The 22911-nt window shown below is 39.1% G+C and carries 17 protein-coding genes; 8 read left to right on the top strand and 9 right to left on the bottom strand.

All coding sequences use genetic code 11. The features are described 5' to 3' along the window. Positions 1 to 24: 24 nt before the first annotated feature. Entirely contained in the window at positions 25 to 684 is a 660-nt protein-coding gene (locus tag MMY79_RS15985) for a VOC family protein (protein WP_252610192.1), read from the bottom strand. Between the two features lies 1 nt (position 685). After that, positions 686 to 1246: a TetR/AcrR family transcriptional regulator gene (locus MMY79_RS15980; protein WP_252610190.1), complete on the bottom strand. Its 561-nt coding sequence runs from the start codon at positions 1244 to 1246 to the stop codon at positions 686 to 688. 99 nt (positions 1247 to 1345) lie between these two features. Here MMY79_RS15980 and MMY79_RS15975 point away from each other — a divergent pair, with 99 nt between their 5' ends. Then, positions 1346 to 1879 (top strand): HPP family protein, encoded by a 534-nt coding sequence (locus tag MMY79_RS15975; RefSeq protein ID WP_252610187.1) that lies wholly within the window; start codon positions 1346 to 1348, stop codon positions 1877 to 1879. A gap of 77 nt (positions 1880 to 1956) precedes the next feature. Here MMY79_RS15975 and tcuB read toward each other — a convergent pair whose 3' ends face one another. From tcuB to MMY79_RS15945, 6 genes are all read right to left on the bottom strand, one after another. After that, entirely contained in the window at positions 1957 to 3090 is a 1134-nt protein-coding gene (gene tcuB, locus MMY79_RS15970) for a tricarballylate utilization 4Fe-4S protein TcuB (protein ID WP_252610183.1), read from the bottom strand. Then, entirely contained in the window at positions 3080 to 4486 is a 1407-nt protein-coding gene (gene tcuA, locus MMY79_RS15965; protein WP_252610180.1) for an FAD-dependent tricarballylate dehydrogenase TcuA, read from the bottom strand. The genes tcuB and tcuA overlap by 11 nt, the downstream gene beginning before the upstream one ends. Before the next feature lie 103 nt (positions 4487 to 4589). Further along, a complete protein-coding gene (locus MMY79_RS15960) occupies positions 4590 to 5519 on the bottom strand; it encodes a LysR substrate-binding domain-containing protein (RefSeq protein ID WP_004703627.1) in 930 nt (309 codons plus the stop codon). A gap of 131 nt (positions 5520 to 5650) precedes the next feature. Next, positions 5651 to 6445 (bottom strand): substrate-binding domain-containing protein, encoded by a 795-nt coding sequence (locus MMY79_RS15955; RefSeq protein WP_252610177.1) that lies wholly within the window; start codon positions 6443 to 6445, stop codon positions 5651 to 5653. An 86-nt stretch (positions 6446 to 6531) separates the two neighbouring features. Next, positions 6532 to 7842, bottom strand: coding sequence for an MFS transporter (locus MMY79_RS15950; protein ID WP_016139159.1), 1311 nt, complete (start codon positions 7840 to 7842; stop codon positions 6532 to 6534). A 278-nt stretch (positions 7843 to 8120) separates the two neighbouring features. Continuing rightward, positions 8121 to 9050, bottom strand: a complete 930-nt coding sequence (locus MMY79_RS15945) for a LysR family transcriptional regulator (protein WP_144735732.1) — start codon at positions 9048 to 9050, stop codon at positions 8121 to 8123. A 314-nt stretch (positions 9051 to 9364) separates the two neighbouring features. Between MMY79_RS15945 and MMY79_RS15940 the strand changes: the two genes are divergently transcribed. The 4 genes from MMY79_RS15940 (at position 9365) to MMY79_RS15925 (ending at position 18535) form a co-directional block, all read left to right on the top strand. Then, the gene (locus MMY79_RS15940; protein ID WP_252610174.1) at positions 9365 to 10222 is read left to right on the top strand and encodes a TonB family protein; all 858 of its coding nucleotides are present in this window, start codon (positions 9365 to 9367) and stop codon (positions 10220 to 10222) included. A gap of 39 nt (positions 10223 to 10261) precedes the next feature. After that, positions 10262 to 12829: a TonB-dependent receptor plug domain-containing protein gene (locus tag MMY79_RS15935; protein ID WP_252610171.1), complete on the top strand. Its 2568-nt coding sequence runs from the start codon at positions 10262 to 10264 to the stop codon at positions 12827 to 12829. Positions 12830 to 12906: 77 nt separating this feature from the next. Then, entirely contained in the window at positions 12907 to 15675 is a 2769-nt protein-coding gene (locus tag MMY79_RS15930) for a M16 family metallopeptidase (protein ID WP_252610169.1), read from the top strand. A 76-nt stretch (positions 15676 to 15751) separates the two neighbouring features. Then, positions 15752 to 18535 carry a M16 family metallopeptidase gene (locus MMY79_RS15925; RefSeq protein ID WP_252610167.1) on the top strand — a complete coding sequence of 928 codons (2784 nt, stop codon included), beginning with the start codon at positions 15752 to 15754 and terminating at the stop codon, positions 18533 to 18535. Positions 18536 to 18676: 141 nt separating this feature from the next. Here the strand turns inward: MMY79_RS15925 and MMY79_RS15920 are convergent, their stop codons facing one another. After that, positions 18677 to 19282: a LysE family translocator gene (locus MMY79_RS15920; RefSeq protein WP_252610165.1), complete on the bottom strand. Its 606-nt coding sequence runs from the start codon at positions 19280 to 19282 to the stop codon at positions 18677 to 18679. A gap of 255 nt (positions 19283 to 19537) precedes the next feature. Here MMY79_RS15920 and MMY79_RS15915 point away from each other — a divergent pair, with 255 nt between their 5' ends. The 3 genes from MMY79_RS15915 to MMY79_RS15905 all read left to right on the top strand — a co-directional run bounded on the left by MMY79_RS15915 (position 19538) and on the right by MMY79_RS15905 (position 22828). Then, on the top strand, positions 19538 to 20410 hold the full coding sequence (locus MMY79_RS15915; protein ID WP_252610163.1) for a LysR family transcriptional regulator: 873 nt from the start codon (positions 19538 to 19540) through the stop codon (positions 20408 to 20410). A gap of 366 nt (positions 20411 to 20776) precedes the next feature. Next, positions 20777 to 21763 (top strand): DUF1852 domain-containing protein, encoded by a 987-nt coding sequence (locus tag MMY79_RS15910; protein WP_252610161.1) that lies wholly within the window; start codon positions 20777 to 20779, stop codon positions 21761 to 21763. A gap of 21 nt (positions 21764 to 21784) precedes the next feature. After that, the gene (locus tag MMY79_RS15905; RefSeq protein WP_004703605.1) at positions 21785 to 22828 is read left to right on the top strand and encodes a methionine synthase; all 1044 of its coding nucleotides are present in this window, start codon (positions 21785 to 21787) and stop codon (positions 22826 to 22828) included. The last annotated feature ends 83 nt before the right edge of the window (positions 22829 to 22911 follow it).

Genomic DNA, 22911 nt, shown 5'->3' with positions numbered 1-22911 from the left:
GTTTTTTATTAGAAAATGAGAGTCTTAATATTTAAAAATAAGTGGCAACTCTGGTCTGAAATCATGAATCATTCCTAGAGGCTCATGATCAAAACTGATTTCCATTAAATGCTCCGATCCATCAGTCACTTCAAAACTATCAAGCGAATTGAACAGTAACGAAGTCGGATGCTGCTCTAGATTTGGAATAGAAACCTTGATCGCAGTGATTTTTGATAAATCTTTGCTATGCACAAGAGGTTGTTGTTTTTCTTTTGCAGCAAGGTCTGGTCGTGAAGCAAATGAAAGGAAGAACCACATTGGCTCAGATACAACAGAATCTTTGGCAACATTTACTTCTAAGCTGGCTGGTAAATAGCTTGGCTTGTAGACCCAATTAGGAAATTTTGCGCTGTTATCATCTTTATTTTTAGGCCTAAAACAAATACCAAAAGGGGATACGATATTGTCTTTAGCACTGAGTCGTTCAAAGAGTAGAGTGGGTTTGGTTAGATTACTTGAGGCTTCTTCTGGGTTATTTAAAAAGATTAATTCGATAAAGCTATTTTTAAAGAAAAAACGTCTGTTTTCTGTGCCTTGACCCGGATGCTTATTGGATGAACCTTCTGTTAGACCAAATTTTTTTAAAGTTTCAGCTTCAGGAGCTTCTGGTTTTACACAAATAAAAATATGGTCTACTTCCATTTTAAGTTCTCATGTTTTGTGGATGAATATTAAATAATTGATTAATCGAATTTTTCATGTTTATCGCAAGTGTTTCATCGAACCCATCGACTAAAAAGCGGCTAATGAGGCCTTCAATGACCGTATAGATCAGCTCAGATAAAGCTTCACCATTGGGTATATTGCAGTTCTGTGCAATCAGTACTTTAATCCATTGTTTATGGGCTTTAGAAATAGAAATAATGTCTTGGTCATCTTGATTAGATTCAGCGACTGCTCTTACAAATAAACAGCCTTTAAAAAAATCTTGTCTAAACCAATGGGTGTGCCAGTCCAGAATTTTATTGATGGCCTCTAACCCCGTTGCATCTCCAACATAGCCTAAAAGACTTTGCTTGAATCGTTCATCACGAGCGATCAGCACAGACTGAACCAGTTGATTTTTATTTTTATAGTACGTGTACATGGTGGTTTTGGAACAGCCCGATTCATCGCGAATCAGGTCGACACCAACCCCCACAAAACTATTTTCATTAAATAACTTCTCGGCTGTATCTAATATTTTTAAGGCAGATTTTGACATAAAACTTTTCCAAAAAATAAAATAGTACAGATCTGTACTATTTTTAATTTTATCTATATGCTTTTTAAAAAGCAACTTTTTGTTTGAGGAATACAACCCATGTTCTCGATCTTTTATGGCAAAGAAAAACTGGCTCCATCGCCCACAAAAGCTGATATTTTAAGAAGCCTTATTGGGGGGGCGGTCAGTATTTTTATACTTCTGTGGTTGAGTAAGCTCACACACAATATCTTTATCATGGCGCCGTTTGGTGCAACCTGTGTATTGCTCTATACCGTGTCGCAGTCACCTTTGGCACAGCCCAGAAATATTATATTTGGGCATCTTATCTCGGCTTTTGTGGGTTTGTTTTTTCTAAAATTTGTCGGTGTTTCCATTTTTACAATTGCTTTATCAGTGGGCTGCGCAATTGCGCTCATGCAGATTTTTAAGTGTGTTCATCCACCAGCAGGTGCCAATCCTTTAGTTATTTTGCTCACCGCGAGCAGCATTCACTACGAATGGAGTTTTCTGGTTTTTCCTGTTTTGGTGGGCGCAGTGTCTTTAGTTTTGGTGGCGATGCTGATTAATAATATTAAAGCGAGTACCAAGTGGCCTATGTATGGTTTGGGAATTTTAAATAGTAAAAAGTAGGCAAGGCATGAATGTTTTAAGCTTAAAAATAATAAAAGTATTCACTATGCCAAGACAGTGAATACTTTTGAGTGAAATTATGACTTTTTAGAAATACGTTCTTCGATGGCAAATTTGAGTAAAGAAGCGCTGCGGTAAAAACCATGTGCGAACTTTCCAAATGGCATGGTAATAAAAAACGTCATGACCGTAGCTAAATGGAAAATCAGTAAAAGTGCCATGTAAGGTGTATTGCGAAATGCCATAAGAGCTAAGCCTGAAGCACTGACTAAAATTAAAAGAAAAATAAAGCCTCGATCTACAGGTTTTTGCTCACGGTCACCATGTAGTGGATGGCGTTTAAGATTTAAATAGAGCAAGCCAGATGGTCCAATCACTAAGCCAAGCCCACCCAAAGTACCCAAAATAACAGGCAAGCTAAAGATAGGGTACGGCGCATGCAGGTTAAGGAAATAGTGATATAAAGTCGCTACGCCTGTGGCTGCAAAGCAAAGCATAAAGCCATAAAAGGTGAGGTGATGGAACACACGGCGGATTTGTGTGTAACGGTCATCTTGTTCATTACAGCCTTTGCCATGCCCACCATCTAAATATTTAAGCGTTAATACATTTTGGGTAGCTTGAACTAGGTCTGGTTTCTCAACTTTGCCATGAATAACTTTAGACGTCTGTCGCCAAAATTTACTAATCCCAATACCGAGCAGAACAATCGCAACTGTAAAGGTCGCTCCAAACAATAGCGCTAAAAAGTTATGCGGGAAAATTGCATAGAAATTACCTTGGTAGCCTGCAAATAGGTCGGTGCCTTTGTACCACACCACAGCTAACATGCATAAAAAGAAAATAACTGATAACGCCGAAACAAAAGGAATCCCAACAGACTTATAAAGTCGGCCTAAAGGCTGAGGGGTTGCAAACTCTTGGTAAGTTTCCAAACGTACTTGCGCCATCGCTTTTGGAATGTTTACACCAAACTCGTGCGGCGGGGCATATTGGCAAGCGTGTAGACAAGCACCACAGTTATGGCACAGATTTGCGAGGTAATGAATATCGGCTTGATTAAACTCAAGACGCTTAGTCATCGCCGCAAATACAGCACAAAAAGACTCACAGTAGCGACAAGCATTACAAATCTGTAGGGCTCTTTGAACTTCCTGCTCATGGTCAGAGAGCTGAACAACTGGAATTAGGGCTTTGGTACTAGCATTCATGTTCAACTCCTTGTGAAAGTGCATAGTGGGCTGCATTTTTTCCGGCAATGCGTCCAAAGGTCGTGCCAATCGACATGCCGACCCCTGCGGTATAGCCCTGACCGAGTACGTTACCTGCCATCATTTCACCTGCCACAAACAGGTTGCGGCTGGCTTTATTGTTAAAACGTACCGCAGCATCGTCTTCGACCTTTAAGCCTAAATAGGTAAAAGTAATGCCGGGTTTAAGCGCATAGGCATAGAACGGTGGGCGATCAAGAGGAACGGCCCAATGGGTCTTGTTGGGAACAATATTTTGGGTGGTGCAGTCATCTAAAACTGTGTGGTTAAAGGTGCCTTGCACACAGGCTTGATTAAATTCTTCTACCGTGTGACAGAAGGTTTTTGCATCTAGCCCGATTTTTTCGGCCAGTTCTTGAATGCTATTTGCTTTCACACCCTCAAACACAGGTGGCATAAAGCGACCAATCGCTTTTGAGTCGATAATCGAATAGGCGATTTGCTGAGGCTGTTTGGCAACAAGACGTCCCCAAATCGCATAACGTTTTGGCCAGAAGTCTTCGCCTTCATCGTAAAAACGTTCAGCTTTGTTATTGACCACAATTCCTAATGAAACGCAGTCAATACGAGTGCAGATGCCGCCGTCATATAGCGGTGCACGTGCATCTACGGCGACACAATGAGATTGTGATGGGTCACCAATAATATCGGCGCCTTGATCTATCATAAATTTGAGCAAGTTACCTTGATTAAAGCGGGTTCCGCGAATAATGAAATTATCGGCAGGCCATTCGCCGTTTTCATTTTGTCCCCATGCTTCTCTTAACCATTCCAGATTTGACTCAAAACCACCTGCGGCCAATACACAGCTTTTCGCTTTAAATACACGGCCATCTTCCGCAATTGCAGCTTCAAAATGTCCTTGGTTTAACTTTAGATCTTTAATTTTTGTGTTGTATAAAATCTCAATGCCAAGCTCTTGGGCACTACGGTAATACGCATTAATGAGGGCTTTACCGCCACCCATAAAAAAGGCATTGGTACGTGCAACATGCAAAGCACCCGATAGTGGCGGCTGAAAATTCACACCATGTTTACGCATCCAGTCGCGACATGTTGCCGTGCTACGAATGACCAGACGAGCTAAGTGCTCATTGGTTTTTCCAGCAGTGACTTTAAGTAGGTCTTGCCAATATTCTTCTTCGGGGTAAGCATCGACTAATACATCTTGAGGAGCATCATGCATGCAGCGAAGGTTACGAGTGTGTTGTGAGTTACCACCACGCCATTCTTTAGGTGCTGCTTCTATGACAAGCACAGACGCGCCACTTTCTTTTGCCGTGAGTGCGGCACACAGTGCGGCATTCCCACCACCAATTACAATCACATCATGCATGGATTTCTCCCTTTCTCAGCTAGGGCTAATGTAGCTTTAAAAGGGAGGATGAAGTGAGAGGCTAAACTTGAATGGGTGTTTAGTAAAAATAAACACTAATGGCTTAAGTGTTTATCAGCTCCGCACCGGGCCAGCGCTTTTCATTAATCAGGTTAGTCACACAAGCACGAATCACTACTTTGGTGGCTAAAGTAGCAGGCGAAAGTTCTTCTTCAGACAGACTAATTAAATAGTTAATACGCTCAATGGCAGGTTCTACAACGCGCAGTAAGCATAGGTCTTGCCGCGAGTTTAACGATGCACCAGCAGGTTGGATGGTTGCCATTTCGAGTTGGCTAATACTTTCCATTAACAAATGCAGCCCATCAATTTCATAGGCCACTTTAAGCTGATGAATTTTCTGTTCGAGCAACAAGCGCAGTCCATGCCGTTGGCTCGGTAAAATTAGCGGAAGTTCTTTTAGCTGTGAATGGGTAATGGTTTGAGTGTCTATACAGCTTTCAAGGTGGTACTGACTCAGCACTTCTTTAGGCGAGATTAAAAACATTTGTTCTTTGACTAAAGGCTGTATCGCCCACTGTGGGTCGACATCGTCGCTAAAGATGATAGCGACATCGAGCTGCCTTGCATTAACTAATGCCTTGAGGTCACCCGATAATCCTTCAATTAAACGGACTTTAATATCGGGATAACGATTTCTCATGAGTTTTAAAAAATGCGTACCAATAACCGCTGCAACGCTTGGCGAAAACCCCACGGTAACATGTCCACTTAAACGTGACGAATGAGCAGAATCTACGGCATGGTCTAGGTGTCTAAGTGCAAGTTGAACCTGTTGAAAAAAAGCTAAACCCGCAGGGGTGGGAACTGTACCCAAGGCAGTGCGTTGTAAAAGGCGAATGGAGAGTTCGCTTTCTAATTTTGAGATTTGCTGACTTAATGCCGACGTTCCAATATCGAGATTTTTTGCAGCTTTACCCAAGCTTCCTGACTCGATCACTGCAATAAAATACTTTAATTGTTTGAGTTCCACGGCAAATACTACATTAACCTTTATTGATTATTCTACACTGGTTTATCGCTATACATTTTGTTCTATTAGGCTGAGTAAACCACCAACAGAGTAAAGGCAACATTACCTCAAGACGTTGCCTTTTAGAGCTTTTATTGTTTAACCTGCTCCAGACCCTGTTCTTCAATAATTTGTGTTGCTTGTGGTGATTTCACAAACTTGATTAACTCTTTTGCAACTTTTTCATGTTCAGAGTTTTTACCAATGCCAGCCGCAAATACGGTGACTTTCTGATAAGGTGCAGGAATTGGACCGACTAAATCAACTTGACCATTTTGGCCAGTAAAAGGTTTGATTTCACTCACTTGCTGGAAACCAATATCGAACTGGCCTTCAACAATACGTTTTGCAACGCGGTCACCTACCACTTTTTCTGCTTTACCAGAAATCACTTTGTACTCGACAGGTGGGAAGCTTGGAAAAACATCTTTTTCAAGATGCGTACCGCTTGCACTTGCTGAATAGCCGATGTGCTTAGCATTTAATAAAACTTTTTCGAATTTTGCCGCAGAGCTAATATCTGGTTTTGGCGCACCTTTAGGTACAGCCATGCCAATGCTTGAATTGACTAAAGCACTTTGTGAATTTGAGTCGACATAACCTTTTTCTGCAAGCTTGTTCAGTTCAGGAGCAGCCAACACCACCACATCAAAATGTTCCCCACGATCGAGTCGATTTGGAATCGCAGTTGGCGATGCGCCCATTGATGAACCAGACGAAAGGTGAACCGTGTGACCAGTTTGCTTTTCAAATATTGGAATGAGTTTTTCCATAGATGAATAAAAACCGCCTGAGCTAATCACTTCGAGTGTATCTGCGTTAGCAAGGGTTGATCCCAAGCCTGCGCCAGCTAGACAAATGGTCATGAAGATAGGGGACTTTTTCATAGTATCTCGCTTTAATGATAGGAGAGCACAGTACGGCTGCAACATGCGCCGTACTGTTCATTAAAATTTCAGGTTAAGTTGTTGTTTTAAGCGCTAACCTTCGCAGGTTCAGCAATTGGGTCTGCATTCTTCTGCTTAGAACCACGACATAAATATAAGCTTGAGATGAGGCTACATACCGCTGCTAACATCAGCCAGAATGCTGGTGTACTTGCGTTACCTGTGTGTTCAACTAGATATGTACATGCAATTGGAGTCATGCCACCAAAAATAGCTGCTGCAAGGCTGAATGCTAAAGAGAAGCCAACTGTACGTACGCGTTTTGGCATTACTTCGGCAAGCGTTGCGACCATGGTGCCGTTGTACAGACCAAAGAAGAACGAGAAGTAAGCAAGCGTAATAATCAGATTGGTAAAGCTAATGTCACTCACCAACCAGCTTAAAACCGGATACGTTGTAAAGATGGCAAGGGTTGTGATGCCGACTAAAACTGGACGACGACCAATTTTGTCTGAAAGTAAGCCACCCATTGGTAACCAGAAGAAATTCGATAAACCCACAAATACAGTCGCTAAAAGGCTATCAGTTACCGACATTTCTAGAGTACGTTTTGCATACACCGTGGTGTAAACCGTAATGAAATAGAAAGTGGTTGTGGTCATGGCGCTCATCATCATGCCCGCAAGTACGATGCGCCAGTTGCTCGCAAGCGTGCTGAAAATTTCTTTGGTCGATGGATGAGTTTTTTGTGCTTTAAAGTCTTCAGTTTCTTCTAACGTGCGGCGGAACAAGAAGATTAAAGGAATAATCAAACAACCAATTAAGAACGGAATACGCCAGCCCCATTCACCCACTTGAGCATGCGTTAAAATGGTGTTGAGCCAGTAGCCAAGTAATGCTGCGAATACCACCGCAATTTGTTGGCTGCCAGATTGCCAGCTTGTGATAAACCCACGGTTTTTATCTGTTGCAATTTCAGCGAGATAAATCGATACACCGCCAGATTCAACACCTGCCGAGAAGCCTTGTAATAGACGTCCAATCACCACCAAAATTGGGGCAAGAATACCAATCGTCTCATAACCCGGTACAAAGGTAATTAAGATGGTTCCGATTGCCATAAGGCTTAAAGTCACAATAAGACCTTTACGTCGCCCAACTCTGTCGACATAAGCGCCCAAGAAAATAGCGCCGAGAGGACGCATAAGAAAGCCTGCAGCAAACACGGTAAATGTCATCATTAAAGAGACATATTCATTTTCAGAGTGGAAAAATTTTGCTGCGATGTAAGTGGCATAGAAACCAAAAAGAAAAAAATCGTACTGTTCTAAAAAGTTGCCACTCGTTACATTTAATATTTTTTTAAAAGTAGCCCTACGATTATTCACGACATCCATTGGAGACCTCCTTGGCCTGACAAAATGGAAACATTCACGATTTTCAATAGAGGGCTTTAAATCGACTCATTCAATAAACCTAAATAGCAAATGGGTTAGAGATGAGGTTTAAAGGTGTTTCTCGTAGAAAATGTGATGCCTTGTTTCCAGTTCAAACTACACATCTATAATTCGATAAACAGAAATCCACTTATCATTCGAAAGAAAATGTAATCTCAAACAGCAGGAGGGAGTGAGAGGGCAAAATTAATTAGGTCTTTAATAAAATTAATGACTCTTTATAAAATAATTTCAGAACACGGCCAAATTTGATTTTGAATTAACTCTTTCACACACGCTTTAATTGCCGATTTTGCAGCGAGTGCAGCAGGTGACAATTCTTCTTCAGCAAGGCTCACCAAGTAATTGATTCGCTCAACTTCAGGGTCGATCAATTTTAGTAATTGAAGCTTATGTTTGTATTCTTGCAGACAGGCACTTCCGGGGCGAACACTTGCAAGGTCAAGGTGAATCAGGCTGTCCATGAGTAAGTGTAGACCATCAATTTCATAGACGACATTAAGCTGTCCAATCTTGTGTTCAAGCAGTTTTCTTAAGCTATGACGCTGCCGTGGTAGTACTAAAGGAATATCACCAATTTGTTGAGACTGGATAATTCCACTTTTGATGCACTCGGCAAGACCATATTTTTCGAGTACTTCTTTTCGTGCCATTAAATACATTTGTTCGCGTACCAAAGGCTGTATCGACCACTGCTTATCAATTTCATTGGTAAAAATAATGGCAATATCAAGCTGACGCGAATTAATCGACTGAATCAGGTTGCCCGACAGGGTTTCCACAATTTCTAGACGAATGTCTGGATAGCGTTCAGACATTAGTTTCATTAAAGGGATGCCAATTAAAGCAGTAATGGTTGGTGGAAAACCAAGGCTGACATGACCTGAAAGCCGTGCTGAATGTGCAGCGTCTATTGCAAAGTTAACTTGACGCAAAATAAGTTGAGAGTGTTTTAAAAACGCGAGGCCTGCTGGGGTGGGAGTCACACCAAAAGCATTCCGCTGTAATAAGCGAATGCTTAGCTCCTGTTCTAGTTTACTAATTTGCTGACTAATAGCCGAAGCGCCGACATCGAGTTTTTGGGCAGCTTTACCGATACTGCCTGCTTCAACCACTGTCAAAAAATATTTTATTTGTTTGATTTCCATAATAAATATATTCGCTCATCATCCTTGATTTATAGAAATATGAAGGATTGGAAAATCTATCATGCGTTTTAATATTAACAGTAATAAAGATCAAAGTTCTCTCAAAATAGAGCAACTTTTTGATTTTAGTTTTATTAAATCTTTTTTATTTGGATAGAAGATAAGCAGGAAATTAAATATACAACTTTTAATAAAACTTAATAATAATTATTTTCATTTAGATTTAGTTTATTTATAATGTTATTGTTTTATACCGTTGTTTAAAATTTTGTAATTTTGAGCTGAAAATAGGGTTGCTTTAAGTTGTTGTATTTATGATTAAATTGCGTTTACTAAGCACCCAACCATCTTTTGCTTTTACACTTTCTAGTAAAAAGGCACTTAGTATTTGGGTAATAATCTGTATCTTACATGTGCTTTTTGTACTGTGGATTATCTATTCTTTGAATCAGATAACTGTCTTTCAAAATTCTTCTTCTTCAAATAATGGTTCACCAATTCAAGTTAAATTTTTAAGAACGTTGGTAAATTCCACGGCTATACCAGTAAGTAATAATGTTGACGTTAAAGAACAAAAAACTCAAATAGCCAAACAAGAATCAAAAATTATTACCTCTGAAATATCTCAAAAAGAAATTTCGCATCATCAAAATATTCCTAAAGTTGAGGATAAAAAAGAAAATCTAAAAGTTGTAGAAAAAAACCAAAAAAATCTAAATGAGCAAGTAGAAGAACCCAGTTCTACATCCCCAAAGAAAGAGTCATTAACAAAGCATGAGGGAGACACACCAACCCTTTCTATGACTGCAGCAAGCTTTTCAGTATCAAATAATACAAGTCATTCATCTCAACAACAGAAATCATCATCTTCAGAATCTTTAGAAAAATCAAAAACAACAAGTGTTGCATTAAAAGCGCTTAATCGACGTTTAAATTATCCCACACGTGCACGTTCGTTGGGGGTGGAAGGTCGTATTCGCATGCAATTTGATATTACCAGCAATGGCACTGTGACCAATATTCGTGTTGTGTCAGAAACTCCTGTTGGCGTTTTTACAGATTCAGTTGTTAAAGATATGGCCCGTTGGCGTTATCAAACTACGGGCGAAGTCAAAAATCAGATTGTCAATATTGTATTTAAGTTAGATGGACGAGTTGTTCTGGATAACTAACACCTAATGACCAAATTTCTACTATAGGTTGAATGATTCATGTATCGAAAGGCATATTTAGTTCTGGCTATGGCCGCACTTGCTCCATTTGCAGCTTATGCTGTGGAAAATGATATTACTCCAGTAGATGTTGATACCAAAAATTCAACACAAACTGATGCTGATAAAGGAGGGGAAGATACGCTGATTGTTCGCTCAACACCTACTAGTCAAACCATGGGAACCCAAATTATTACGGCTGAACAAATTAGTAAAATGCCGACAAGAAATGGTTCAGTGACAGAGTTATTAAAAAACAACCCAAATGTTCAGTTTGCGAATGCTGCCGATAACGGCAACACCCAAGGTGAAATCCAACCTGAAAATGTGTCATTTCATGGTGAAAAGTTTTATCAAAACAACTATATGATTGATGGATTATCAAATAATAACACCATTAATCCTGGTGCTAATGGGGGAGATTTAACAGCTGACCCTGACGGTTATTCTCCTACCGATTTACCGGCAGGTGGAGCACAATCATTTTGGATTAATTCTGAGTTAATCGAGTCACTAGAAGTTTTTGATAGCAATATTGCTGCTAAGTATGGAGACTTTACTGGTGGTGTGGTTGATGCAAAGTTAAAAGATCCTGATTTGCAAAAAGCTTCTGGAAGAGTCTCATTTCGTACAACGAGTGATAGTTTGACTGAATATCATGTTGATGAAAAAATTCAGGAAGATTTTAATCAGGCATCTAGTTTGTATTATCAGCCTAAATTTACCAAAAAATTCTATTCTGCAACGATCAATCAACCATTAAGCGATAAAGCTGGCTTAATTTTTTCATATAACCGCCAAGAGTCTGAAATTCCTTACTATCATTCCATTATTGGAGCATGGGAAAACCAAGAGCGTCTTGCAGAAACATTTTTATTAAAAGGTAACTATCTCGCAGATAACGGTGATACCTTTCGTGCAACAGCGATGTATTCACCTCATGAGTCGACCTATTTAAAGCGTAATGTAAAAAATGGTGCTTTTACTAATGAAGGCGGTGGGTACAGATTTAATGTTGAATGGGAGCATCTGGCAGATTGGGGTAAGTTAAGTAGTCTAGTGGGATATCAGCATGAGCAAAATCATATTGAACATGCTGCGGATTATTATGCGAGTTGGTATAGCAGATATAAAAATGAAGAGTCTGACCAGATTAATTGGTATTCATCAGGTAGTGAAACAGCAGCCAACCGTTTTGGATACTATGGTGGATATGGTGAATTTGAAACAGAAAAAAATACTTATACAGCCAAACAAAATTATGAGTTTAATCCTTTTAAGCTGGCTCAATTAAATCATCAAATTGATTTAGGTTGGCAGTTAGATTTGTATGATGCCTCTTACCGACGTTTCAGAGATGTATATCTTGGACGTAGTACTCCAACTTGGGACAGTTCGACGGTTTGTCAGGCGGGTGACAGCTTATGTATTGATGGGGAACAATACTATAAAAGTCGAACACTTTATCCTACGCGAAGTGTTGAAGGAAATTACACCAATTATGCAGCATACTTGCAAGACAGTATGACATGGGGACGACTTGAGGTAACTCCAGGAGTGCGTGTTTCATATGACAATTATTTGGAAAATGTGAACATTGCTCCACGTCTAGCAGCATCATTTGATGTTTTTGGAGATCGTAAAAGTCGTATTTTCACAGGTGCCAATCGATACTACGCTCAGAATATGTTGGCTTATAAATTGCGTAGTGGTATTAGCCAATACTATGTAGAGACTCGTACAGATGCTAGTTCACCATGGGTGAGTGGTGATTTGACGACATCAAGTTATGATTATGATGTTTCAAAACTTAAAACACCTTATAGCGATGAGCTTAATTTGGGGTTGTCTCAGCGTATTTTAGATACTGTTTGGACAGTAAAATATGTACATCGTGATGGAAAGAATCAATTTGGTCGTAGTTCGACAACTGATGAAAATGGGAAAAAATATTATGTCTTGACCAATGAGGCAACCACGCAAGGAGACACTGTTTCACTTAGCATTGAACCGATCAGTCCATACAAATTTAAATATGCAGATGTGAACTGGAGCTTAGGTGCAAATTATTCGAATAATAAATCCAGTTCTCAAACCTATTATGATCAAAGTAGCTCCGATGACAATATGGTCATTTTTAAAGGAAAACTAATGGAGAAAGGGGATATGGATGCATTGGATTACAATACTCCTTGGACTGTTTTCTTGAATGTAGATACGCATATTCCTTTATTAAATCTTAATTGGTCACAACGCCTTGGTTATACCTCTGGTTACACAGGCTATTCAACCTCAACAGAAACATGTGTTGAGGGGAATATTATTTGTGGAAATTACACGGGTAACGCAACTTTATATACAGAAGAAAAATATGACGATTACTTTTCTTATGATTGGCGTTTGATGTATAACCAGCCGATCTTTAAAGATCAAAGTTTACAAATTAGTTTAGATATCTTGAACGTCTTTAATACAGCAGTTGAAACCCATAAATCGACTAGCTCCAGCTCAGCAACAACTTATAAAACCGGACGTCAAATCTGGTTAGGGGCTTCTTGGAGCTGGTAAGTCTTTTTCTTGCATTTATGGATGGAAAATTCTGATCCATCCATTCTTTTCCTTTTATTGAATTTAAGTTGTATTAAATGAAAAACTCTATTCTGACGGTTTGTTTATTAATGGTTGTACCCGGTTTTCCTGTTTATGCTGCTAAGAGCCCTTTGCCGCAAATTACCGAAGGTACCTTAGAAAATGGTCTTAAATACACTTTGGTGCCATTAATTGGCCAACAAAAACGTATTGATATTCGATTATTAGTAAATGCCGGTTCACTTAACGAAAATTCCCAGCAGTTAGGGGTTGCACATATGCTTGAGCATATGGTGTTTCACCAAAGCGAAGCTTTCCCATTGGGGGTTGCCCAAACATTGCACCAGCAGGGTTGGACCAGAGGTAAAAATTATAATGCCGTGACAAATCACGAACGCACTATGTATATGTTTAGTCCGCCAAAAGGAAGTCAGCAAACACAAGACAGTTTAAAAGTACTGAGCCAAATGGTAGGCCATACAACTTTTACAGCTCAAGATCTGGAAAAAGAGCGCCCAATTATTTTGGAAGAGTGGCGAGGGAAGCTAGGAGTTGCTGAACGGATGAATCAACAACGCATGCAGGCTTTAAGAGCAGGTTCCCTTTATCCTGAAAGACCAGTTATTGGTACTGAAGATTCGATTCGAACTACAAATGTCGAAACTATTCATCAATTTCACAACACATGGTATCAACCTCAAAATATGCAATTAATGCTAATTGGGGATGTGGATCCTAAACAAGTTATTCCTCAAATACGACAATATTTTGGGTCACTTCAGTCGAGAAGTCTTCCAGAGCAAAAAAATTATGATCCACAACTGACTAAACAATTGCGAATCGTGCGGTTATACGATAGTGAAAGTGGGAGCAGCCAAATTTCATATGTGTTTCGTTTAGATGATCAGTTAAGCAAACAAAATAGCCGTGAAGGCATGCGTCAGCGTTTGCTAGATCAAATTGCGACCACGGTCTTGACTCAACAAGTGCGACGTCAAGCTGAAAATTTACCTGATCATATTGCCAGTATGGTGATTCGAAAGGCTGATATTGGTCAACACACCACTGCTGTTGGATTGTTTGTAGATGTGTTGCCAACACAACATGAAGCTGCATTGCCAGTTTTATTGGAAGAAATTACTCGTTTGCAACGTTACCCTTTAAGCTCAAAAGAAATAGAACAAGCCAAAGCTGATGTCCTGAATGTTGCCAGAAAAATGTTAAAGCAACCTGAGCAGCGCGACTTTGAAGAATGGGTGCAAAAATTGACTTTGAATTGGCAACAAGGCCGAGACTTCAAAGGAAGTTGGGCAGTTGCAAAAGATGCATTGGCTATTTTACCGACAATCACAACTCAAGAAGTAAATCAACGTATACAAACTTGGTTAAGCTCTCCAGATCAGGTTTTACAATATAGCGTACCTGGTCGTGCTGACTTTGAGTTACCTCAAGCTCAGGAAATTTATCAACTTCAAGCGGAAATACAGCAACGAACGCTTTCTCCATTACAACAGGCAATTCAAATAAAAACTCAGGTATTGGCGCCAGTAAAAAAACAGGGGAAAATTACAGCTATTCGTTCTCAAAATGAAAATCATGTTGAGGAATGGACACTTAGTAATGGGGATAAGGTCGTATGGTTAAAAACCCCATTAGCAAAAGACAAAATCTATTTTACTGCCCACAGCTCAGCTGGTTTTATGGCACAAGGTTTAAGCCCATGGAAGGCTCAAATTGCCAGTCAAATTATTGGTCAAACTGGCCCAGCAGGATGGCAAGCCAATGAATTGAACGCATGGAAAAAGCAGCATGGTATTTCTTTTAATATTTCCCAAAATATGAATGAACTAGTTCTTAATGGTCAAAGTTCTGAAAGAGAATTTAAGCAGCTTCTTCACCTTTATCATGCAGTACAACAAAAACCACAACTTGAATCTCAAACTCTCAAAAATACATTAGCTGCATTAATGCGCCGCAAAGCACATTCTGATTCATCTGTGTCAGGCAAACGTGAAATGGAGATTAAAGAGCTACGTTTTGGATCACAGCAAGATCAGCAACCGACTTTAAGTGAACTACAGCATGTCACGGAATCAGATTTGACAGAGCAATGGGTAAAGTCAACTCAGGCGCCTGTAACCTATTATATTTTGGCAAATCTTAATGCCAAAAAAATGAAAGCGCCCATAGAAACTTATTTAGCTAGTATTTCGCGTCAGCAGGTATTCACTGAAAATACTTTCTTGGCGCAAGTTGGCAATCGCCATAAGACATCTGCTATTAACATAGAACCACGTGCAGAAATACGTGCTTGGAGCTTTTCTCCTATGCAATGGTCTCCAGAAGAGGCTGTTAAAGTGAGTATTGCTCGTAATCTGGCCGAAAAATATTTAAAAAATACTTTAAGAGATCAAGAACAAGGCATTTATCGAATGAAGATAAATAGTACTTTAAATGATCAAAATCAGCGCATTGAAACAGATGTCAGTTATACAGCATCACCTGATCGTGTAAATGAATTGTGGGAAAAAACGCAGGTAACGCTGAAACAACTTCCACAATTGATTAGTGATGAAGATGTTTTGCTGCAACGACAAAACTTTGAACGCAGTGAAAAAGCACGAGTTCAGGATATTTATACGTTGCAAAAACGATTATTGCTGAGTTACGAACACTACGGTGATGCCCGTTATCTTTCATCTGTCGATCACCTATCTACAGCCATAACCACTCCTCAAATACGTGATATGGCTGCTCGTCTGCTCAACATAGATAATCAGGTTTTATACATTACATTGCCACGACCTGAAATCTCTACTGAATAACTCAGCCTTTTACATGTGCTCATAAGCGGTCTGCTTATGGGCCTGTTTTGTCTTATCTAATAAATCGAGTTTGAACATGTTTATCACTTTAAAACGACTTTCCTTAAGCTTATGTCTTCTTGGATTAACGCCTGCTGTATGGGCTGATATAGAAAAAGTGACTCAACACCAAGGTATTGAAGAATATAAATTAAATAATGGATTGCGTGTTTTAGTTGCACCGAATGATCAAGAAACCAAGGTCATGTTAGATGTTTTATATTTCACAGGTTCACTTAATGACCCTCAGGGAAAAAGTGGTCTGGCTCATTTACTTGAGCATTTAGCGTTTAAAGGAACCAAAAATATTGTAGGAGATGATTTTCAAAGACGCTTAGATAAATACACATTACGGGCAAATGCAGTTACAAACCATTATGCAACTCGTTATCTCAATGTCGTACGACCTGACTCCAATGCTATTTCTCAGGTCTTATTGCTTGAAGCTGAGCGTATGAATAATTTGGTGTTAAAAAAAGAATATGTTGCTCCTGAAATTGAAATCGTTAAACGTGAACGTGAAGTACGAATGGATAAACCCACTGCTCTTATGGTAGATCGGGTGCTTAAAAATCTCTATGGTGAACAATCATTAGGAAGGATGCCGATAGGAAGCCTCGAAGAGCTTCAAACAATAGAGTTACCCGAAATAGAGCAGTATTATAAAACTTGGTATGCCCCAAATAATGCGGTACTCATTCTGACAGGAAAATTTAATAAACAAGATATCCTTAAACAAGTTGATCAAACCTTTTCAGCGCTACCTTCAAAAGTATTACCACAGGTAAAAGAACCTCCTAAACCAGCCATTCAACAAGTGGCAGAAAAAACATTTACAGTTCAAAAGGGACGCGATTATTCAACACAGTTGATTTATGTTGCAGGACAAAATGATCAATTACAAAAAGCTTTATCGTTTGTTCCATATCTATATAGTGCGCAACCCACGGGACAGTTATATAAAAGTATGGTGATGAATGGTGATGCTAATAATGTGAATGCAAGCACATGGCTGACCAAAGACTTTAATATTGTATATATGGGAGCCGGCTATAACGAAAAATTAAAAGTTCAGGGAATAACGTCGACTTTGATTAAAGAAAGTGAACAGCCTGCTCAATTTGATCAAACACAATTGCAACGCGCTAAAAACCAAATGAAAAATGCACACGAGCAGATGATGTCTGATTCAAGTGCAATTAGTTCAATGCTAGGTGGAGTTTTAATTCAGGAAAAAGGAAACTGGAAAGAATATTTCAATAGGTATAACGCATTACAAACAATTAATGTGTCAGACGTTAATCATGAACTAAAGACATTCTTTAATCCTGAACGACGCCTGATGACTTACATTGAGCCGACACCTTATACCCAGCAAAAGCAACTGCAAACATTAGTGCCTCAAGCAATGCAGGTTGCAAACAAGGTTGCCGAACAACCTGCTTGGTCTAAAAAAGATTTCATGCGTTTTGATAAAGAATTAAAGCAATTACAGCAACAATCTCAGACACAATTGGTTAATTTAGATAAAAATATTTATCGCGGACAGCTCAAAAATGGATTGAAATACGCCATTTTTTCAACGCCGACGCCAGATAAACTGACTTACGCTACGCTGACGATGAACTTTGGTACGGAGAAATCATTGGCAGCTCAAGGGGCTGCACTTGAACTGATGAATAGCTTGTTGTTCAAAGGTACTAAGAAATATACATATGAACAAATTATTGACCAGTCTATTAAGCTACAAGGGCAGGTAAAGTCGAGTATTGAAAATAATCAACTGAAAGTAGACATTCAAGCACCAAAGGAACAATTCGAAGCATATCTGTCCTTTATTAGTGAGTTAATAAAAGATGCAAGTTTTGATCAACCTGAATTCGAGATATTAAAAAAACAGCGTCTCGCACATTTGCAACAGAGCTTTACAGAGCCTAAATTCGTATCAGAAATACAGATGGGGCGTTTATTAGAGCATTATGGAGCAGATGATTTACGCTACCATTTTGAACCTAAGAATCTTTATGCTCAATATAAAGCTGTGACTCAGCAGCAAGTGAAACAACTTCATCAAAAAATGATGGGTATGACTCACGCACAGATTGCGATCACGGGTGAGGTTCAGCAGGCAAATATGCAAGCATTTATACAAAAAGAGTTTGAAAACTGGAATGCTACAACGCCGTTTACTCGTATTGGGCAGCAATATACTCAATCTTTAGTCCAGCATTTGCACGTACAGTCAGAACCGCGTGAGTTCGGATCTTATAAAAGTTATTTAAACTTTCCTGTTGGGGCTGAACATCGTGATGCTGCAGCCATAACTATATTTGCTCAAGTTTTGGGGAATTCACAATTGTCTTCACGTCTAGCAATGGAGTTAAGAGAAAAGAATGCTTTGGTCTATGGCTTTAGTAGCCGCTTAAATTTAGATGCTTTTGAACAAGTGGGTACCCTAAAAATTTCGGCAGACTATAGCACGGAAAAAACCTCCCAAATTTCGACAGCAGTTCATAAAACTTTGTCAGACTTGGTGGAAACTGGATTAACTCCCCAAGAAGTTGAAGTGGCTAAGCTGGAAATCATGAAACAACGTGCTGCTGCAGCATATGATGTAAGCCGTGTACACCGCTTATTGAATAGCCAACTAGAACGCGATTTGGCGATGGATAGTCGAATATTGCGAGATAAAGAGATTACTTCATTAACAGCTGAAGAGGTCAATCGTGTTATTAGAAAATATATTGATCCTAATAAAATGATTGAAGTTCGTGCTGACCAGTTTGGTCAAGTGGAAATTGCTCAGCAATTATTAAAATAGTGTGGTGATTTATAGTGCGCACATTTAAATAAAGTTATCACACGACAGACTATCCCTTTTCATCAAAGGGATAGTCTGAAGAACTGGCTTTTAAAAAGAAAAACTCAATCTAGAGAAACGACAAGCTCACTTTACAGTTTCTTAGAAATTAGTAAAAAGCAAAATCACCCCTAATACACATAAAATTGAGCCAATCACTTTATTAATTTGCACTTGCTTGGCTAACATTTTTTGCCTTAACAGCATGGATGAAAAAAGCACTGCGACAAGTGAAAACCATACAAAATGAGCAAAGGACATAAAAAAGCCATAAGCCAAAAGAACGGTTTTAGGCGTAGTTAAACTTACAATTTGCGTATAGGTACTAATTACAAATAGTGTGGTTTTAGGGTTCAGGGCATTGGTAAAGAAGCCGTATTTTATGGCTTGCAAAGTGCCTATAGAAGTTAAGGCAGCGTTGTCTAAAACAGGTTCTTGAGTAAAAGTTTTATAGCCAATATAAATCAAATAAATCGCACCAATATATTTAACAATATTCAAAATTTGCGGCGTATAAGTCATCACAAACGCAACGGCAATTAATGTGTAGGTAACATGTACCAACACGCCAAACGATATTCCGAGTGAAGTGAACACACCTATTTTTCTGCCGTACAGATAACTGTTTTTTGTCACAATCGCGAAGTCAGCGCCGGGGCTTACCACTGCCAAAATCGTAATGAGAATAACCGCAATGAACTCTGCCATTATCTTGTACCCTCACTGAAAGCGAGAGGGTTAATCTGTACTTTTTGGAATGTATTTGAGAGGGGTGCTGTTTTACTTAAAGCTGCTATTCTTTTAGTGAGAAAGATTGGGGCTTTACATTTGTGAAGATAGATATCGATATTCAATATGTTTTTCATCATCTAAAATAGGGTTTAATCAAGATGATTTTTATTTTGAACAGAAGCCTAGAAATAAAAATCGATAAAAACGACTACATATCTATGAGTTTTTAGAATGATCGAAAGAATATCGCTGAATTCACTAAAATTTTTCTATTTTGTGGCGAAGTATGGCAGCGTCACTTTAGCTGCAAAGAAATTATTTGTGACGCAAAGTGCGGTCAGTAAACAGATTTATAATTTAGAAGAAGCCTTAAATACGCCTTTGTTCGACCGTAAAAATAAAACACTAGTGATGACTGAGCAGGGCGAAATTTTATTGAATTGTTGCCATCAAGTTTTTGGTCAACTTGATGAATGTTTAATAGAGCTAAGCCAGCCTAAAACTGAAAACAAACAACTGGTTTTATCGTGTGAACCGACTCTTTCCATGAAATGGCTCATTCCACGGTTATCAAAATTTAAAAAGCTCGGCCATGATTTTGAGGTTGTACTACTCACCGCAGGCGGGGTGGTCGACTTTGAAAAAGATAATATTGATATCGCAATTCGTAGAAATGATTTTGATTGGGGAGAGCATATCTATAGCGAAAAAATTGCCGATGAATATATCGCTCTAGTTCAAGCAACCAAGCCATCGGACACCAAAGACGTACTTATTTCGATCTCTAGACCGAATTTTTTCAAAAGCGTTAGCCGCATTGCTGAGCTAAAGCAGAGTTTAAAAGGCTACACGAAAGTTGAACTCGAACATTTTTATCTGTGTTTAGAAGGTTGTTTGGCTGGACTCGGCGCAACGGTCATCTCAATTTATATGATTGAAAAAGAGCTTGAGTGGAACTTACTGAAAAAAATTTCACCTGTTGTGCAAGATAATTCAGCCTATTTTTTACTTTCTCATAGTGCTTTTGAGGAAGATTCACGGAAGATTATATTTTTAGAATGGCTAAAAGCAGAGATGAATGAAAGTCAGCATAAATTACTTTAAGTCTAGGCATTCTCTTAAAGGTTTTGTTATTTAAGTTGTTGAAAATACTAATAAATATTTAGGTTTGTAAAGGTGATTTGCGAGCGCCGTATATTGAATTTCTGCTGTCTAAAATTCCCCGAGATGAAAAAAATTTAACTTCATACTTATTTATTAAACCCTAAACATGAATTTCACTCAGTTTTGAATGAGACTAAATCATTTTTATTCATGTTGTGATTGCGGTATAAATCTATTCACGCTCTGAAGCGCTCCAGTAATTCAGTTTTGATAAGACCTTAAGGCACAAATCTGACAAGGCTGGAAAGTTTAAAAAGAGCTCGAAATTTTTTTAGGTTTATCTCAGAAATTAGGGTACTGATCAAAATGAGTAAAGAATTTACATTTACGATTAAGAGTATTTGTTTCGATGAAAACTATCGTCCAGCAGACAATACGCGTATTACAACCAACTTTGCTAACTTGGCGAGAGGGATGAGCCGCCAAGAAAATCTGCGCAACACATTACAGATGATCGACAATCGTTTCAATACTTTAGCTCATTGGGACAACCCTAAAGGCGACCGCTATGCGGTTGAACTTGAAATTATTTCAGTTGAAATGAATGTTGATGCTGCAAGCCAAAACAGTGCGCTTCCTTTAATCGAAATATTGAAAACCAATATTGTTGATAAAAAAACCAATGAACGTATTGAAGGTATTGTAGGCAATAACTTCTCTTCTTATGTACGTGACTATGACTTTAGTGTGCTGTTGCTAGACCACAATAAAAATCAGTCTACTTTTAGCACTCCAGAGAAATTTGGTGAATTGCACGGTAACTTGTTTAAGAGCTTTATTAACTCTGAAACTTATAAAGCCAACTTTAAAAAAGCGCCTGTGATTTGCTTAAGCGTTTCAACAACGAAAGAGTACCACCGTACTGAAAACGAACATCCAGTTTTGGGCGTCGAATACAAGCAAGAAGACTATTCACTCACTGATGAATATTTCCAAAAAATGGGCTTAAAAGTTCGCTATTTCATGCCTAAAAACAGTGCTGCACCTTTGGCGTTCTATTTTACTGGTGATTTGCTGAGTGATTACACCAACCTTGAGTTGATCAGCACCATCAGCACCATGGAATCGTTCCAAAAGATTTACCGTCCTGAAATTTACAACGCAAATTCAGTGGCTGGAAAATCTTATCAGCCAAGCTTGAAGAACGAAGATTACTCACTTACTCGAATTGTGTATGACCGTGAAGAACGTAGCCGCCTCGCTATTGAGCAAGGGAAGTTTGTTGAAGAGCAATTTATCAAACCATACCAAGCGATTCTTGAGCAGTGGTCTGCTAATTACGCTCTTAATTAATCAACATATAGGTCATTGATCATGAAAAAATTACTACCGACTTCAACTGCTGGCAGCTTACCTAAACCGTCTTGGCTTGCAGAACCTGAAAAGCTTTGGTCGCCTTGGAAACTCGAAAACGAAGGTCTACTTGAAGGTAAAAAAGATGCTTTACGTTTAGCGTTGCACGAACAGCGCCTTGCTGGCATCGACATTGTGAGCGATGGTGAACAAACCCGCCAACACTTTGTGACCACGTTTATCGAACACTTAAATGGCGTAGATTTTGAGAAGCGCGAAACAGTTCGAATTCGTGACCGTTACGACGCAAGCGTACCGTCTGTAGTAGGTGCAGTGTCTCGTCAAAAGCCTGTGTTTGTTGAAGATGCTAAGTTTTTACGTCAGCAAACTGATCAACCAATTAAGTGGGCATTACCTGGCCCAATGACCATGATTGATACGCTTTACGATGGTCACTACAAGAGCCGTGAAAAACTTGCTTGGGAATTTGCAAAAATTTTGAACCAAGAAGCACGTGAGTTAGAAGCTGCTGGTGTAGATATTATTCAGTTTGACGAACCAGCATTTAACGTATTCTTTGACGAAGTAAATGATTGGGGCGTTGCGACTTTAGAGCGTGCAATTGAAGGTCTTAAGTGTGAAACTGCGGTTCACATTTGCTATGGTTACGGCATTAAAGCCAACACTGACTGGAAAAAGACACTTGGTTCAGAATGGCGCCAGTACGAAGAAGCTTTCCCGAAACTGCAAAAATCTAACATCGATATTATCTCGTTAGAATGTCACAACTCACATGTGCCTATCGATTTGCTCGAACTCATTCGCGGTAAAAAAGTGATGGTCGGCGCAATTGATGTTGCATCTAACCAAATTGAAACACCAGAAGAAGTGGCGAACACACTTCGTAAAGCGCTTCAGTTTGTAGATGCTGACAAGCTTTACCCTTGCACAAACTGTGGTATGGCGCCTCTTTCACGTGAAGTGGCACGTGGCAAGCTAAATGCTTTAACGGCAGGTGCAGAAATCGTTCGCAGAGAACTTACTGGTTTTGATCTTACTGCTTAATATTTACCAATAAGTGGTATAAAGGGTTACTTTTTTGATGGCAGTTGATAATCAAACAAGTAACCCTCATTTTACTTACTACA

Origin of the sequence: Acinetobacter sp. XS-4 (assembly GCF_023920705.1) — a bacterium.
In the GTDB taxonomy this organism is placed as follows: Bacteria; Pseudomonadota; Gammaproteobacteria; order Pseudomonadales; family Moraxellaceae; genus Acinetobacter.
This window is presented reverse-complemented; position numbering and strand designations above follow the sequence as displayed.